Here is a 14,411-nt window from a genome sequence, read left to right on the forward strand (position 1 = left end):
TTAACTAAGTAGAAATACTTCTATAAGTATAAATGGCAGAAATATCTCATATGGAATAAGGTACTCTTATGAATATTAAAAATATCCCAGACCAAAAAAGGTACTTTTAAGTACAATCTGTCTGTTCGCTCATTTTGAGATGACAAGAGTCGTCCCAAGTTGACTACTATTTATAGCAGATTCCAACTTCTCTACGTTCCCTGCGGGACGCTTACGCGAACGCGCAGCATGTCGCAGACAGAGGCTAAGAGGCTACGCCAAGGCGAGGTACAGATTTTCGTAGGGGCGCAAAGCCTTGCATTGGTGTCAACTTAAGCAAAAACTCTTTTAAAACCTGGTTTCCAGCCAGAGGCTGGAAATGCTAATCGTTGGGCTGCTGCCGCCAGTAAAGGAGGCGCAGCCTCTAGGACACCATTCCCATTCTCCGACTGGGAACAAGGCAATCTCTCAAAGCTCAGTCTAAGCTGGCTTTCACGTTAAGTTGACACCAATGTGCATGAACTGCCTCTACAGCGTGTAGTTTTGCGTAAGTCCTAACAGTAAGAAGCATCTCGCCTACCCGTTCATGAAGTGTTCTCGAAGGTTAGGGAGGCGATGAGATGACTTGCACGATCGCAGTCGTGGATGAATTTACTTCTAACGCGTCTAAAGCTTTTAGCCTATGAAATTATTAAAGGCTCTTGCATCAGTTAGAATTGTGTCGATTGTTACTACTTCTATTGGTATCAATAGTGAACATGCCGTTGCTGCTTGGAATCCTTTTGGGTGTTCGCAATCTAATGTTGTGGAATGCAATCTATAACGCATTAAATAATTAATTTTATAGCAGTCGCCAAAGCCGTTAGGACAGTTTGCGGGAAACGCGTCTTCAACAGCGTACTTTGTGATTTTATTGCTGTCCTAAGCTCCCTGTCCGTTGCTATATTTATGAAATTCAATTTAGTCACTCAATTTTTGATCTGACTTTTTATAGGATGTGTAAAATTCACATTCCCATCCAGGCTTTTTCTTCCGGCGATAGTTGATTGAGTTGTTGTTGAAACCAAGTTTCAAAATTTTCTTGCAGTAATCGTTGGCGCATAAAATTGTCCAACTGTGCAGTTATAAACTTTTCCACACGTAAAATTATCCATGATTCTCCAAAGGGTAAGGGTCGTTGAACTATACCCACTTGCCTTGTACAAAGTAACTTGGCAAAATTGGGAGTGATAGTACCAAGTTCCACTGAGCCTGATGATTCCATTTGTATTAGCTTCTGTCCCTTGAGAATATTCACGCGCGAGTTCAGCAAATGACTGTTCTCCTTCTGTAATTCGGAAAAATAGTTCGTTGGCTATTCCTCTGTTTTCAGTCCGAATCAAAGAATAAATGACTTGATCCAAATATCTTTTACGTTTGAGAAAATAAGATTCTAATTGATGCCCCCAAGTTATTTGCTTGAATTTTTCAAATCTGAGCTTTCTGGTTACGAAAAGTTCTAATTGTTTTTCAGTCAGACAGTAACGTAAACACCAATCTTGGATTTTTTGCTCGGTTGTCAAATCCCAATGCTGATAAAATTGCTTGAGAGCATGAGATATTTCTGCTTGTGTGCAGGTGATTGGTGCGTTGGCGTAGCCCGTCGTAGACATCGCAGATTCGATAATACTCTGAGATAAAAATTGCCCAATCAGGTTATAACTAGCTAAAAAGGGTATAATTTCTGTAGGTAAGTCCGAGATGTAGCTACGCCCGTCGTAGACATCGCCTATTTGTAAAGCTTTAGTCATATTTAAATACTATTTTGTTGAAATATTTAATAAATAATGTAGTGATCCTTTTTTCAACAAAGCGGCAAAGTTCAGATATGATTCTCTGCCGCTTGCAACATTTGCGTACCCTTGAGAGCATTACCCTACAATGCTTTCAATTACCGCTAACCACTTCCAATGCCTCAACTTAAACATAGGTGGTGGTGAAGTGGTCAAAAGTTAAGGTGTAAGCAGTCTGTATACTACTATATTGATTGACCTGCAAGAAGTAAGTACCAGAATCTACAGTGTTAGAAATTACATCTGATAGAGTACCACCACTATTAGAGCGTGCAACTTCCTCACCTACATCAACAATACGATTGTTGTTATAGTCCGCAATCAGTCGGATGTCAGCATCACTTTGGAGTCCGCTCAATGTAATGTCCACACCCTCATAGAAGTCTAGAGAGAATTGGTAAGTATCTGTGGTGTTGGTATCACTTATTGTACCAGAGCGGATAACATCAGCTGACAAGTCGCCAAGTTCAAACTCTCTAGGCAAAAGATCGCTGTAACTAAGTGTCGAATTGGGTGTAGTTGCAGATAACGCTAAATCATAACTTACGTCGCCTGATGAGCCGCTGCTAAAGCGACGAACTTCGGCAAAATAAGTACCTGCGTTTGCTCGAATATTAAGCAAGTCATCTACGTTACCCCCACGACCAGAAGAAGTAACTAGTTGGTCGCCTGTGTCAAAGAAACCGTTACCGTTATCTTGATAAAGGTACAAGTCAGCATCATCACTAGCACTAATACCTGTCACAGACAGATTTATGTTTTTGGTCTCGTTGATGCTGAACTCAAAGACATCAGTGGGATCAAGTTCATTTAAATTGTAGTAATTGCGGGTAACAGGGGTAGCAGACAGAACACCGATATCATCGTAGACAGTCATTTTTTACTCCTTTTGTTGTTGATAATGATTTGGTCAAGTTAAACTCAGCAGATGCATCAGTGAGAGTTTAAAGCCATAGAGCTTTAGTCATTGCTTATGCGTAATAAGCAATTTTTTATGCTGAATTATTTCTTGATCCCTAAAAAACTTTTATAGATTGATTGTGTCATTTCAACCCATTCAACTCAACCGAAGTTGACGAACTTAAGAACGAATTTACAAACTTCTTAACTTCTTAACTTCGGTCTCTCCAAGCTAGACACAGAAATGATTTCAGTTATTTCCGAACTTAACTTTATGCGCGAACAGTGGGCGCACAGGTGCAGAGAAAAACTCTAAAATTATGACTTTTGCAAGAGACTCCATGAGCTTGCGCTCACAAGGAACAATGAAAATGTCTGTGTTGCTGAATTAAGGGATGATTCTTGTGGGGTGGGCATCCTGCCCGCCCGGAAATACAAGGGACGCTCATGTTGCCCATCCCACAAATATGCAACCCCAAAATGTCTTTTCCTCCTGCCTTATTTTCAAGGCAGAAGTCTAATGTAAATTGAGACTAGCTCTGAAAAACCGGAAGTCATCTACAAACCCATCGAATATAGAATTAGACGGTCATGTAGCTTGTCAGGCAAAATATGCTTGATCAGCGCTCCAATTTTGGCATCTTGTCCAACAAGATAGCGCGTCTTAGGTTGCTTTGCAGTCAGCGCATGGACAACAACTTGAGCGACAATATCCGCAGAAATTCCCTTAGATGCGAGAATCTGCATTTTCTTGCGGACAATATTCATCGCTTGACCGTAGAGATTTTGTGCCGATTGTGGTAAGTCGTGCTGTGCTATTTCCGATTGACTAAGAGACTTTTCCCAAATTGGGGTCGCAATAGAACCAGGTTCAATAATTGAAACCGAGATTCCCCAAGGTCGTAACTCCATGCGCATCACATCAGTGAGTGCTTCCAAGGCAAATTTAGAAGCATTATAAGCGCCCAAAAACGGCGTTGGACTCCTACCAGCAATGGAACCCATATTGATAATTCGACCCCGACTTTGGCGTAAAAGACCAAGAAATGCTTGTGTCACAGCTAATTGTCCAGTGACATTAACCTGCATCTGGTGTTGAAATTCTGCGATCGCTAATAATTCTAACGGCCCAGGAACAGCAATTCCGGCATTATTCACTAAACCTAAAATCCCCGCACCACCAACTGCATTTGTTACCATATCAACCGCAGCTGCGATCGATTCAGCATCAGTAACATCTAAAAAAATTGGAATCAGCCTTTGTGACCCTTTCTGTTTAAGTGTCTGAGCATCAACATCTTGACGTACTCCAGCAAAAACCGAGAAGCCCAATTGGTCTAGAAGCAAAGCACACGCCTGACCAATTCCTGTTGAGGCTCCTGTAACCACTACTGTACGTTGATTTTCTACAACCATTAATTTTCTTTGATGATGGGGCTGCCGTAATTACGAATTAGTATCAATCTTTGCAAGTACCAAACCGAAGGCAATCTTCGGTTTGGTCATCTCTAGCCGATATTTGCCACGGCAAGATGCGTAACTGAGAATTTGTACTGTAAGCAATTAGAGCAGCTATTGTGAGATACTGGTTTTTGACAATTGTCACATCACTACTAGAAGTATTGCCTAGCTCAACATTGTAAAAATAAACAGGCAATGCCACGAGGGCAATGCAAATTATCCGGTTCATATCCAACCTCAGCTAACAATTTCCGATTAAGCTATGTATAAATGACACCTTGATGAACCGGATTTTTAAAACTGAGTATTAAATGTTAATGTTGTGTGGATTTATGCAGCGCTACTAGCCGCAGAGACGTAATTTTTAAATTATCGGTTCCGCTTTTTTTAGGTGAGGCATTGCCTAAAAGATGGCTTCCTACTAACTTATGCAGATGCAAACCCAAAAAACAGGACAAAAAACCGACAGCACCTAATAAACATATCTTAGTAGCTGCATTCCCCAGATAAAATAGTTAACAAATGTTGCCTACTAGTTGACTCATGACGCCTTCACAAGACGTAGATACTGTAAACGTTCCTAACCTCGACCCCGAAGGATATGGCAACTCAGACACCGATCCTCTTGATGAGTTGCCTGGTGAAATCGAAATGTCCCTTTTCGACCACCTAGAAGAGTTGCGGCAACGAATTTTCTATTCGTTGATTGCCGTAGCAGTGGGCATTATTGGCTGTTTCTTTGCCGTTAAGCCGATTGTCCAGCTACTTGAGGTTCCAGCACAAGGAGTAAAATTTCTCCAACTTGCACCTGGAGAATATTTCTTTGTCTCCCTGAAAGTTGCAGCCTACACTGGCTTCGTACTTACTAGTCCTTTCATTCTTTACCAGATTATCCAGTTTGTGCTTCCAGGACTGACTCGCCGCGAACGCCGTTTACTGGGGCCTGTGGTTTTGGGTTCCAGTGTGCTGTTTGGAGCTGGTTTAGTATTTGCCTATTTACTCCTTATCCCCGCAGCCTTGAAATTTTTCATTAGCTACGGAGCAGATGTAGTCGAACAACTTTGGTCAATTGATAAATATTTTGAATTTGTGTTGCTACTGTTATTCAGCACTGGTTTAGCATTTCAAATTCCCATTATTCAACTGTTGCTCGGTAATTTAAACATTGTCTCGTCAGAACGGATGGTTTCTGGTTGGCGTTACGTGATTATGGGAGCAGTAGTTTTAGGAGCCGTCCTGACGCCTTCTACTGACCCCTTGACTCAAAGTCTTTTAGCTGGAGCAGTTTTAGCGCTTTATTTCGGTGGTGTTGGACTGGTGAAGCTCACGGGAAAATGACATAGGAAAGAAGTAAAAAGATTTTCAATCTTAGTTTGTGAGCAAATCTTTATCTAAGCCCCAATGATTCGTAATTCGTAATACTTCGGCTTACCTCGGCTCCGCTCGGCACAAGTCGCTCAGTACAAGTTCGTAATACTTCTCTACGAGAGGCTGCACTTCTCTACGAGACGCTCCGCGAACGACTACGCTCTGTTACCACGCCAACGACTACGCTCAGTACAAGTTCGTAATTCAACCGATAGTGCAGCATTAGCGACTATTTGAGCGTCGGGTCAAAGTCCCCGAATTTTAAAGATTGTACCGTTATGGGCAATGGAGTCTAAATATTTATCCATAACGTAATTACGAATTACGAATTGTTAATGTATGCCAGAGATGATAATTACAGCAGTTTTCTGTTACATGAGGCACAAAGTCACTGGTTTTGAGGCAGGAGGCAGAAGGCAGGAGGCAGAAGAATAATTTGATTTGTGAATCCTTGGTTCTGTACCTCATTTAGTTGCAAAGCGCTGTAGGTAACTATTTATCAAATAGAGTTAACCATCTTTACTTAACTCAAATAGACTTTTCCCATTAGCAAGAGGCAAAACATAAGCAATCTCACCTAGCTCGGCTTTATCTGTGCCAAAAAATGTACCTCGATGCTCAGGAGTGATTAGCAATTGAGTTGTTTTTGGAGTTGATACGGAACTAATGGATATCTCGACATAACCCCGCAACTCAAAATTTGCCTCTTCTCGAAGTTTTTTATTAGTAGCATCCGGTTGCAGAATAAATAAGCCTGTATCATTAGCATTGATAGGAAATGTAAAGCGTGATTTCTGTATACCTCCTACGCCCTCAAAAATACTGCTGACAGGGTCATCTACACCCGTGGTATCCAAAACGGTGAGGATTTTTTTAGGATCTAGTCCGGGTGTTCTGGTGGTAACTACAAGGGAAAGAAATACGAGTTCATTAGTGACATTGGCAATCGTCAGGAAATAGCCTTGGAGAACTTTTCTCGCTAGTGGGCTAAGTTCAGGTTCTTTATCTGTAAGCTTTTTTGGAAGTTGAGGCTTAAGAAGAATTTCAAATGTTGAGATAAAAGCCATTTGTTTTTTCCTTAAAAACGTGTATTTTTTCTCACCTTACCAATAGGTGAAAGGGTTATACAGGACGTTATAGTATTTTTGAATAAAAAATACTGTAATTACTCAGAAATTAATTAATGTTAATGCAATAATCGGTTACAATATCCATTCCGAAGAACGTTCGCCCAAGTCTAGAGGGATGCTAACAGCTTTGCCGAGCCTGGGGCGATCGCGTGTTTGGGCAATAAAAGTTTGTACCTGTGTTGACCCACCCAAGGCATGAAGATAATTGGCAATGGTATCGAGATGTTCTTGGTACTCCGCCTCGCTCAAGGGAAAAGAAGCTTGCTCCAGATATTTCCACATTACTTGCAAAAATATCTTTCCCTGTGCCCGTCGAAACTGGACATCATAAGAATATCCCCACTTATCAAGCAACATCTGGCGTAATTCCTGTCCTGTCATAGCTTTTCTCAATCAGATTTTACATTTAGTTATGATGTTAAGTTCCGTGACTCCAGTATGATAAGGATATAAAGAAATGTAATGCTAACAGAAAAGATGCTAAATATCTCTTGGAACAAAGAATTATGGCATCGTTGTGAGCGCTAGCATTTCGACTTAGACAAGAGTTGCTCAAGTATTAGTACTTTTGTCAAAATGCTTAACAAAATACACAAAGAGCGCGTAGATTATGGCTCAATTTTCTGAATCAGCAGACGTGCCCGATATGGGGCGTCGTCAGTTCATGAATCTGCTCACTTTTGGGACTGTCACTGGAGTAGCTCTGGGTGCATTGTATCCCGTTGTCAAGTACTTTATTCCACCAGCAGCAGGTGGCGCTGGTGGCGGTACAACAGCAAAAGACGAGCTAGGTAATGATGTTAGCGTCACTAAATTTCTCGAAAACCGGAATGCAGGCGATCGCAACCTAGTCCAAGGACTAAAGGGAGATCCTACCTATATTGTGGTAGACAGCAAAGAGGCGATCAAAGATTATGGCATTAACGCCATCTGTACCCATTTAGGTTGTGTCGTCCCCTGGAACGTTGCTGAGAACAAATTCAAGTGTCCTTGTCATGGTTCTCAGTATGACGAAACTGGTAAAGTTGTTCGGGGTCCAGCACCTCTGTCTCTGGCTTTAGCCCATACCAGCGTCAACGACGACAAGATCGTTTTAACCCCTTGGACTGAAACCGACTTCCGCACAGGTGATGCACCTTGGTGGGGTTAATAATTTTGTCCTTAGTCATTTGTCCTTTGTTCAGGGCTTAATGACTAATGACTAATGACCAATGACTAATGACTAATTCAATTGTCGCCCTTATAGAGATGAGAAATGTTTTCCTAACAGCGAGGTTAACTCGCAGTGCTAGAGCGATCGTCAAAACATTGCTCATAGCGATCGCCACTGTGACATTTTACTTCACCAGCGATCTAGCTCTTCCCCAATCAGCTGCCGCCTATCCCTTTTGGGCACAGCAAACCTATCCCGAAACCCCCCGCGAACCAACAGGGCGAATTGTTTGTGCCAACTGTCACCTAGCCGCCAAGGTTACAGAAGTGGAAGTTCCCCAATCGGTGCTACCTGACACTGTATTCAAAGCAGTGGTGAAAATCCCCTACGATCTGAGCGCCCAGCAGGTTGGTGCCGATGGTTCTAAGGTTGGCTTGAACGTCGGTGCAGTACTGATGCTACCCGAAGGCTTTAAGATTGCTCCTGAAGACCGTCTTTCCGAAGAACTTAAAGAAGAAGTTGGCGACACTTTCTACCAACCCTACAGCGAAGGCAAAGATAACGTCGTCATCGTCGGTCCTTTACCCGGTGAACAGTATCAGGAAATCGTCTTCCCAGTTCTTTCTCCCAACCCCGCAACCGACAAAAACATCCACTTCGGTAAATATTCAGTTCACGTAGGTGGTAATCGGGGACGCGGACAAGTTTATCCCACAGGCGAAAAGAGCAACAACGCCGTTTACAACGCTTCCGCTACTGGCACAATTACCAAGATTGCCAAAGAGGAAGATGGAGACGGTAACGTTAAATATCTAGTTAACATCCAACCTGAATCGGGTGATGTTGTCGTTGATACGATTCCTTTAGGGCCAGACCTGCTTGTTTCCGAAGGTCAAGCAGTTAAAACTGGTGATGCTTTGACCAGCAACCCGAACGTCGGTGGATTCGGTCAAATAGATGCAGAAATCGTATTGCAAGACGCTTCCAGAGTCAAATGGATGATTGCGTTCATCGCTCTTGTAATGTTGGCTCAAGTTATGCTGGTGCTGAAGAAGAAGCAGGTTGAAAAAGTTCAAGCTGCTGAGATGAATTTCTAAATTCTTTGCTAAATCATTATTTACAAGACAGGCAACAAGCCTGTCTTTTTTATATGTCAATACAGTTCAGTTAGTGTCAGAAACCTTAAATTGTGTAGGTTGGGTTGAGGAACGAAACCAAACATTTCCGGGGCTTTGTTGGCTTGTCCTTTGCTTAACCCAACCTACAATTTTTATTAACTGAACTGTATACCTAACTTCTAATTATTGAAAAAATCTAACCTAGCGAAATTAGTTTTTAAACACTACAATTGTAGTACTTAAAGTATATTTTTAAAACAATGAGCTATAACTTTTCACTACGAAGTTGTCAGCTAAATAAGCTCAACTCCATGACTAAGTACCCCAGTATCCCTACCTATCATTCTCTAGGAGATAAGGGTACTTTGCTAGAAGAAACGGTTAAGTTTGATGGTGAAGTCATCCTCACTGAAAAGATAGATGGTACTAATTCTCGGATAATTCTCCTGCCCGATGGAAACTTTGTTTTAGGTAGCAGAGAAGAGTTATTGTTTGCTAAAGGCGATCTCATTGGCAATCCTGCACTTGGTATCGTAGATGCTCTTAAAGGTGTTGCAGACTCACTACCTCAAGTGCAAAACAGCATCACTGTTGCATATCTCGAACTCTATGGTGGGAAAATCACCGCTGCAAGTAAACAATACACGGCACAACAAAATGTCAATTGGCGGTTATTTGATGTTGCAGTTCTTACAAATATTGAAATTCTATTCACCAAGGTTGTACAGCAATTGGCAGCGTGGCGTGACAATGGAGGTCAGGTGTTTCTCAACGAAGAGGAACTAAGTAAAGCAGCAATTGATTATGGATTTGAACTAACACCACGAATTACAACAATTCCTGCTTTGCCAGTAAGTATCCAGGAAACACACGAATTTCTCAAAAAGATAATTCCTAAAACTAATGTTGCTCTTGATGAAGGCGCAAAGGGTCGAGCAGAGGGAATTGTTGCTAGAACAATTTCCAGAAGTGCGATCGCAAAGCTGAGATTTGAAGATTATGAACGCCATGCCGCCAAGTGCTTTCTCAACACGAAGGTGTAGAAGTTCCGCCTAATGTTCCTCATCAGATGCTCAATGAAAGTGACTCTGATTTAGAATTTTTGGTGATTTCACAGCCTTCAAGTCATGGCGATAGAATTTTGAACGATAGTATTTAATCTAGCCCTAGTTGAGTTGAGGTACTACTCATGACAGCCTCAGTAGAGTATATCCCCGTTACCCCGATTGAGTATCCAGATGAGGATGGTAAGCCGCTGGCTGAAGGAGATATCCAGTTCAGTTACTTGGCTTATGGAATAAATACGCTACAGATTTATTTCCAAAATCACCTAGATGTATACGTCGCTGGTAATGTATTTATTTACTACGAAATAGGTTATCCAGAATCGGTTGTCGCACCAGATGTATTTGTGGTATTTGAAGTGGAAAACCGAGACAGACGCTCTTACAAAACCTGGGAAGAAAATAATCAAACCCCAGATTTTGTCCTAGAAATTACCTCAAAAGCCACCCGTAGCAAAGACCAAGGTGCAAAGAAAGGAATTTACGCCTTTCTGGGAGTGCGTGAATATTTCCAATATGATCCTACAGGCGATTATCTCAATCCCCAACTCCAGGGTTTACACTTGGTCGATGGTAATTATTTCCCAGTGTCAGCCAATACCCTGCCAGATGGTACAGTATCCCTACCCAGTGAAGTTTTGGGGCTAGAGTTACGCCTAGAAGCAGAAAAACTGCGTTTTTACAATCCAACTACCAGTCAAACGCTGCTAACTCATGAAGAAGAAGCATTTGCACGACAAGCCGCAGAAGAGAAAGCGCAAAGATTAGCTGCTAAACTCCGAGAATTAAATATTGATCCAGATAGCCTTTAGCTAATAATATAGGGTGAGCAATGCCCACCCTACTGCTGTTAATTATTTTTTGTGAGACTATAGCGGACGGTAGACGCGATAGTTGATTTCGGGGAAGATATTATCCATTAACTCGACTTTTTCCAGCCAACCACTATCAATTTTGCCAACTTTAACGTCTTCATAGAGCTTATTAAACCGCATTAGGTGCGATCGCGTCCGTCTAACTGCATAGGGTACCATCGTTCCCGTCCGCATAATAAATGCCCAGTCGGAAGATTGTGCTAATAATAATTCCCGCGCTGCTTGGTTTAATGCTCTCCACCCCAACTCATCCTCTGGTTCCAGTTGCGAGATTTCAATCATCCGTTCAGCAGCTTTGTGCAAATGCGGATAAACCCAGGCGTTCGTTTCATTCAACCAATACTCATGGAAACCCTTGAAACCCCAACTCGACTGCGAAGGACGACACACTTGCTGAGTTGGCTGATCTCGCAAATAGTCTGCTAAATGGGTCATTTGATATGTTTTTTGGTCATACCACGATTTGCGGAATAGGTAATCGATGAACCAGGGGCCTTCATACCACCAATGTCCAAATAACTCTGCGTCATAAGGCGAAACGATAATTGGCGGGCGTTGCATTATACCATAGAGATGCTCAGATTGCCTCTCTCGGTTATACATAAAGTTATCAGCATGTTCTGCTGCTTTTTCTCTAGCCCAATAAGGATCGTAGAGCGCCTTATCTGATAGACCTAAGCCACGACCCGTAATTTTGTGATACTTAATGCCCGTATTTTTCCGCTGACCATTGGGCATGATGTAGGGCTTGATGTACTCATATTCTGCTTCCCAACCCAAATCTTTGTAAAATTCTCGGTATTCCGCCGCTCCAGGATAGCCCACCTCAGAAGACCATACCTGTTGGGAGGATTCATGATCTCGACCGAAGACAGCAACACCAGTTTCCGTATAAATTGGGGCATAAGTGCCAAAGCGCGGACGGGGACGGGCGTAAAGAATGCCATGCCCATCAGTAAGGAAGTAGCGTAACCCAGCATCGGCTAGCATCCGCTCTAAACCTTCATAGTAGGCACATTCCGGCAACCAAATGCCTCTGGGTGCTTTTCCAAAAGTTTGTTCGTAATGTTCGCAGGCTACCTGAATTTGCGCCCACACTGCTTGCGGATACATTTTCATCAACGGTAAATAGCCGTGAGTAGCGCCGCAAGTGATGATTTCCAGGTTGTTACTGTCTTGGAACTTCTTAAAAGCTGTCACCAAGTCCCCGCCGTAGCGTTCCCATAGCTGACGCGCTTCGCTAAACTCAGTAATGTAATGCTCGGCTAAATAACGAAGATGCCCGTTGTTGACATTATGTTCTGCTTCTAGTGCTATGAGTTCTTCTAGTTGGGCTAAGTGGGCTTCGTAGCGTTCTTGAAGCAAAGGATCGCGGAGCATCGACACTAAAGGGGGTGTCATACTCATCGTGATTTTAAAGTCGATACCGTCTCGCTTTAAGCCTTCAAATACTTTCAATAAGGGGATGTAGGTTTCTGTGATGGCTTCATAGAGCCATTCTTCCTCCAGCACGTAGTCACTTTCCGGGTGACGAACGAAGGGTAGATGTGCGTGGAGTACAAGCGCGACGTAGCCGATAGCCATAGTGATTTTGGGGTGATACTTGTAAGTTGAAGGTCGAGAGGTTTGGCTGAAATTAACAATATTTTAAGACTTTATGGGGATCGTAAGAATAGTTTTCAATTGAGTTAATTACAGTGCTTGTGAGGGCACAACATTTGTTATGCCTCCATCGCCTTTTGTTGTTAACTAGTTGTAAAATCTGCCTATTTGTTTATTGTATAATCCTGCACTGAAAATATTTATTCCGGTACAAGACCTTTGGCTCGTAGGCGTTCTGTCAATTTTTCACCTAACTCACCTCAACAATTCAAGGTGCATTAGCCTACGGCGTAACACACCCTACTTCAAGTTTATATTTCTTCACATATATTGAATTTTGATCACCGACTTAACTCAATTGCGGGTTTGCTTCTTCTCCCGGCAATATTCTGGCTTAATGTGCGCTTATATAGGAGACTCACGTTGGTTTAAAAAAACGTCATTTATAACTTGAGTCTTCTGAGAAATCTGGCAGTATTTTTTACTTTCTAACTTGGGTTTGTACTGACTCTGACCTTTGCCTAGCTTGTTGGTGCAGCTGAGTTTGATGAGCTATGCCTAGGTTGGGCTACGCCTACGCCAGAATTATCCAAAAAAACGCTGAACTCGAACGCCGAAGCCTGGTAACAATGGTGATGTGATTTCGTCATCAGCCAACAAGGTTGCGATCAGTTTTAATTGGGCAGCTTCTCGGCGATAAACTTCTAGTTGCTGTAATTGCCAATTTGCAATCCAATATTCTTGGACTCCTGTGGATGAGTATAGTTTCAGCTTGGCTTCTCGATCTCGACGTTCGTTAGTTGTCCCAGGAGAAAGCACTTCCACAATGAGTTCTGGCGCTCCTCTCAAATGCCCTTCTTCATCTAGTAATTGTGCTAAACGCTCATGACTAATCCAAACTACATCGGGTATGACATTATCGGCTTCTGTAAAAATTATGCCGGGAGTTTGACGGGTTTCCCCTAGCCCACTAGAGCGAGACCAAAGTTGTAATTCTAAGCATATATTGCCCGCAGTCCCTTGATGTTTCCAGTGAGGCGCTCTAGTCACAAATAGCTCTCCGTCAATAATCTCATAGCGCTTCCATTCGTCAGTTGTGAGTAATTCTAAGTCTGAGGTTGTCCAACGGACTTGATCAGATATTGTTTGGTTCATAGCATTATTTTCCTATACCTGGTTTAGAGATAAAATTCTATTTTTAGAATATTTGCTCAGGATCAATACCTGCGGCTCGTAAGCGTTCTGCCAAGATTGCAGCCCGTTGACGTTCTTGTTCTAGTTGTTGGTTTGCTTGCTCTAACTGTTGATTTGCTTCTTCTTCTGGCAACATCACCAACTGCTTATCTGGTGTAAAAAAGCGTAATTTGCCCAAATATACTGCCAAATACAGCCCTAACTGCTGACTCCACAACCAACCTGACTCAGTGGGTACAAGGTCTTGATATTGCCCATCAACTAAGTGAAATCCCTGTAATTCTAGGTTGTTTGGGTCAAACCAAAAGTAATCTGGAGTGCGAAATGTATTTTGGTAGATTTGTTTTTTCAAACCTTTATCAACCGAGGCAGTGGAATTAGATAATAGCTCAATAATCACATTGGGGTATTTGCCGTCTTCTTGCCATACAACCCAGCTTTTGCGGTCTTTTTTTTCTGCATCTAAAACCACAAAGAAATCAGGGCCTCGAAATTCTTCTGACTTTTTCTGGTTGGGACTGAAGTAGATTGTCAGATTGCCCGTAGCATAAAAATCCTGACGATCGCGCCACCACCATTTAATCAGACGGATAAGTAAATCTATTTGTTCGCGGTGTAAGTCAGATTCCAATGGGGGTTCGTCACTATAGATATCACCTGGTGGGAAAATTATACTCTCAGTGACATCTTCTAAACTAGGGGTGGCAGCAAGGGGCTGAGACATAGAAGATAGTT

15 protein-coding genes are annotated in these 14,411 nt (G+C 42.3%); 5 read left to right on the forward strand and 10 right to left on the reverse strand.

The window, feature by feature from the left end:
- Positions 1–311 precede the first annotated feature (311 nt).
- From QUD05_RS18965 to QUD05_RS18985, 5 genes are all read right to left on the reverse strand, one after another.
- Entirely contained in the window at positions 312–443 is a 132-nt protein-coding gene (locus tag QUD05_RS18965; protein WP_289797425.1) for a hypothetical protein, read from the reverse strand.
- 606 nt (positions 444–1,049) lie between these two features.
- Positions 1,050–1,769: a peptidylprolyl isomerase gene (locus tag QUD05_RS18970; RefSeq protein WP_289797426.1), complete on the reverse strand. Its 720-nt coding sequence runs from the start codon at positions 1,767–1,769 to the stop codon at positions 1,050–1,052.
- A gap of 169 nt (positions 1,770–1,938) precedes the next feature.
- Positions 1,939–2,688: a PPC domain-containing protein gene (locus QUD05_RS18975; protein WP_289797427.1), complete on the reverse strand. Its 750-nt coding sequence runs from the start codon at positions 2,686–2,688 to the stop codon at positions 1,939–1,941.
- A gap of 581 nt (positions 2,689–3,269) precedes the next feature.
- Positions 3,270–4,127, reverse strand: a complete 858-nt coding sequence (locus QUD05_RS18980) for an SDR family oxidoreductase (RefSeq protein WP_289797428.1) — start codon at positions 4,125–4,127, stop codon at positions 3,270–3,272.
- 43 nt (positions 4,128–4,170) lie between these two features.
- Entirely contained in the window at positions 4,171–4,401 is a 231-nt protein-coding gene (locus QUD05_RS18985) for a hypothetical protein (RefSeq protein WP_289797429.1), read from the reverse strand.
- Between the two features lie 314 nt (positions 4,402–4,715).
- Between QUD05_RS18985 and tatC the strand changes: the two genes are divergently transcribed.
- A complete protein-coding gene (tatC, locus tag QUD05_RS18990; RefSeq protein WP_289797430.1) occupies positions 4,716–5,510 on the forward strand; it encodes a twin-arginine translocase subunit TatC in 795 nt (264 codons plus the stop codon).
- 539 nt (positions 5,511–6,049) lie between these two features.
- Here the strand turns inward: tatC and QUD05_RS18995 are convergent.
- Complete coding sequence (locus tag QUD05_RS18995; RefSeq protein WP_289797431.1) at positions 6,050–6,607, reverse strand: hypothetical protein; 558 nt, start codon at positions 6,605–6,607, stop codon at positions 6,050–6,052.
- Positions 6,608–6,742: 135 nt separating this feature from the next.
- Complete coding sequence (locus tag QUD05_RS19000) at positions 6,743–7,051, reverse strand: DUF3067 family protein (RefSeq protein WP_289797432.1); 309 nt, start codon at positions 7,049–7,051, stop codon at positions 6,743–6,745.
- Between the two features lie 229 nt (positions 7,052–7,280).
- Between QUD05_RS19000 and petC the strand changes: the two genes are divergently transcribed.
- From petC to QUD05_RS19020, 4 genes are all read left to right on the forward strand, one after another.
- Positions 7,281–7,820, forward strand: coding sequence for a cytochrome b6-f complex iron-sulfur subunit (petC, locus tag QUD05_RS19005; RefSeq protein ID WP_289797433.1), 540 nt, complete (start codon positions 7,281–7,283; stop codon positions 7,818–7,820).
- Between the two features lie 98 nt (positions 7,821–7,918).
- Positions 7,919–8,920: a cytochrome f gene (petA, locus tag QUD05_RS19010; RefSeq protein ID WP_181932931.1), complete on the forward strand. Its 1,002-nt coding sequence runs from the start codon at positions 7,919–7,921 to the stop codon at positions 8,918–8,920.
- Positions 8,921–9,252: 332 nt separating this feature from the next.
- Positions 9,253–9,984 (forward strand): RNA ligase family protein, encoded by a 732-nt coding sequence (locus tag QUD05_RS19015; protein WP_289797434.1) that lies wholly within the window; start codon positions 9,253–9,255, stop codon positions 9,982–9,984.
- A gap of 146 nt (positions 9,985–10,130) precedes the next feature.
- A complete protein-coding gene (locus QUD05_RS19020) occupies positions 10,131–10,817 on the forward strand; it encodes a Uma2 family endonuclease (RefSeq protein ID WP_289797435.1) in 687 nt (228 codons plus the stop codon).
- A 57-nt stretch (positions 10,818–10,874) separates the two neighbouring features.
- Here the strand turns inward: QUD05_RS19020 and QUD05_RS19025 are convergent, their stop codons facing one another.
- The 3 genes from QUD05_RS19025 to QUD05_RS19035 all read right to left on the reverse strand — a co-directional run bounded on the left by QUD05_RS19025 (position 10,875) and on the right by QUD05_RS19035 (position 14,400).
- On the reverse strand, positions 10,875–12,464 hold the full coding sequence (locus tag QUD05_RS19025) for a glycoside hydrolase family 57 protein (RefSeq protein ID WP_289797436.1): 1,590 nt from the start codon (positions 12,462–12,464) through the stop codon (positions 10,875–10,877).
- Positions 12,465–13,067: 603 nt separating this feature from the next.
- On the reverse strand, positions 13,068–13,637 hold the full coding sequence (locus QUD05_RS19030) for a Uma2 family endonuclease (RefSeq protein WP_289797437.1): 570 nt from the start codon (positions 13,635–13,637) through the stop codon (positions 13,068–13,070).
- Positions 13,638–13,680: 43 nt separating this feature from the next.
- Complete coding sequence (locus QUD05_RS19035; protein ID WP_289797438.1) at positions 13,681–14,400, reverse strand: Uma2 family endonuclease; 720 nt, start codon at positions 14,398–14,400, stop codon at positions 13,681–13,683.
- Positions 14,401–14,411 lie beyond the last annotated feature (11 nt).

The organism is Nostoc sp. GT001, assembly GCF_030382115.1.
In the GTDB taxonomy this organism is placed as follows: domain Bacteria; phylum Cyanobacteriota; class Cyanobacteriia; order Cyanobacteriales; family Nostocaceae; genus Nostoc.

Coding starts and splice junctions, on each gene's coding strand:
- QUD05_RS18970 (WP_289797426.1), bottom strand. CDS start 1,769: ATGACTAAAGCTTTACAAATAGGCGATGTCTACGACGGGCGTAGCTAC.
- QUD05_RS18975 (WP_289797427.1), bottom strand. CDS start 2,688: ATGACTGTCTACGATGATATCGGTGTTCTGTCTGCTACCCCTGTTACC.
- QUD05_RS18980 (WP_289797428.1), bottom strand. CDS start 4,127: ATGGTTGTAGAAAATCAACGTACAGTAGTGGTTACAGGAGCCTCAACA.
- QUD05_RS18985 (WP_289797429.1), bottom strand. CDS start 4,401: ATGAACCGGATAATTTGCATTGCCCTCGTGGCATTGCCTGTTTATTTT.
- tatC (WP_289797430.1), top strand. CDS start 4,716: ATGACGCCTTCACAAGACGTAGATACTGTAAACGTTCCTAACCTCGAC.
- QUD05_RS18995 (WP_289797431.1), bottom strand. CDS start 6,607: ATGGCTTTTATCTCAACATTTGAAATTCTTCTTAAGCCTCAACTTCCA.
- QUD05_RS19000 (WP_289797432.1), bottom strand. CDS start 7,051: ATGACAGGACAGGAATTACGCCAGATGTTGCTTGATAAGTGGGGATAT.
- petC (WP_289797433.1), top strand. CDS start 7,281: ATGGCTCAATTTTCTGAATCAGCAGACGTGCCCGATATGGGGCGTCGT.
- petA (WP_181932931.1), top strand. CDS start 7,919: ATGAGAAATGTTTTCCTAACAGCGAGGTTAACTCGCAGTGCTAGAGCG.
- QUD05_RS19015 (WP_289797434.1), top strand. CDS start 9,253: ATGACTAAGTACCCCAGTATCCCTACCTATCATTCTCTAGGAGATAAG.
- QUD05_RS19020 (WP_289797435.1), top strand. CDS start 10,131: ATGACAGCCTCAGTAGAGTATATCCCCGTTACCCCGATTGAGTATCCA.
- QUD05_RS19025 (WP_289797436.1), bottom strand. CDS start 12,464: ATGGCTATCGGCTACGTCGCGCTTGTACTCCACGCACATCTACCCTTC.
- QUD05_RS19030 (WP_289797437.1), bottom strand. CDS start 13,637: ATGAACCAAACAATATCTGATCAAGTCCGTTGGACAACCTCAGACTTA.
- QUD05_RS19035 (WP_289797438.1), bottom strand. CDS start 14,400: ATGTCTCAGCCCCTTGCTGCCACCCCTAGTTTAGAAGATGTCACTGAG.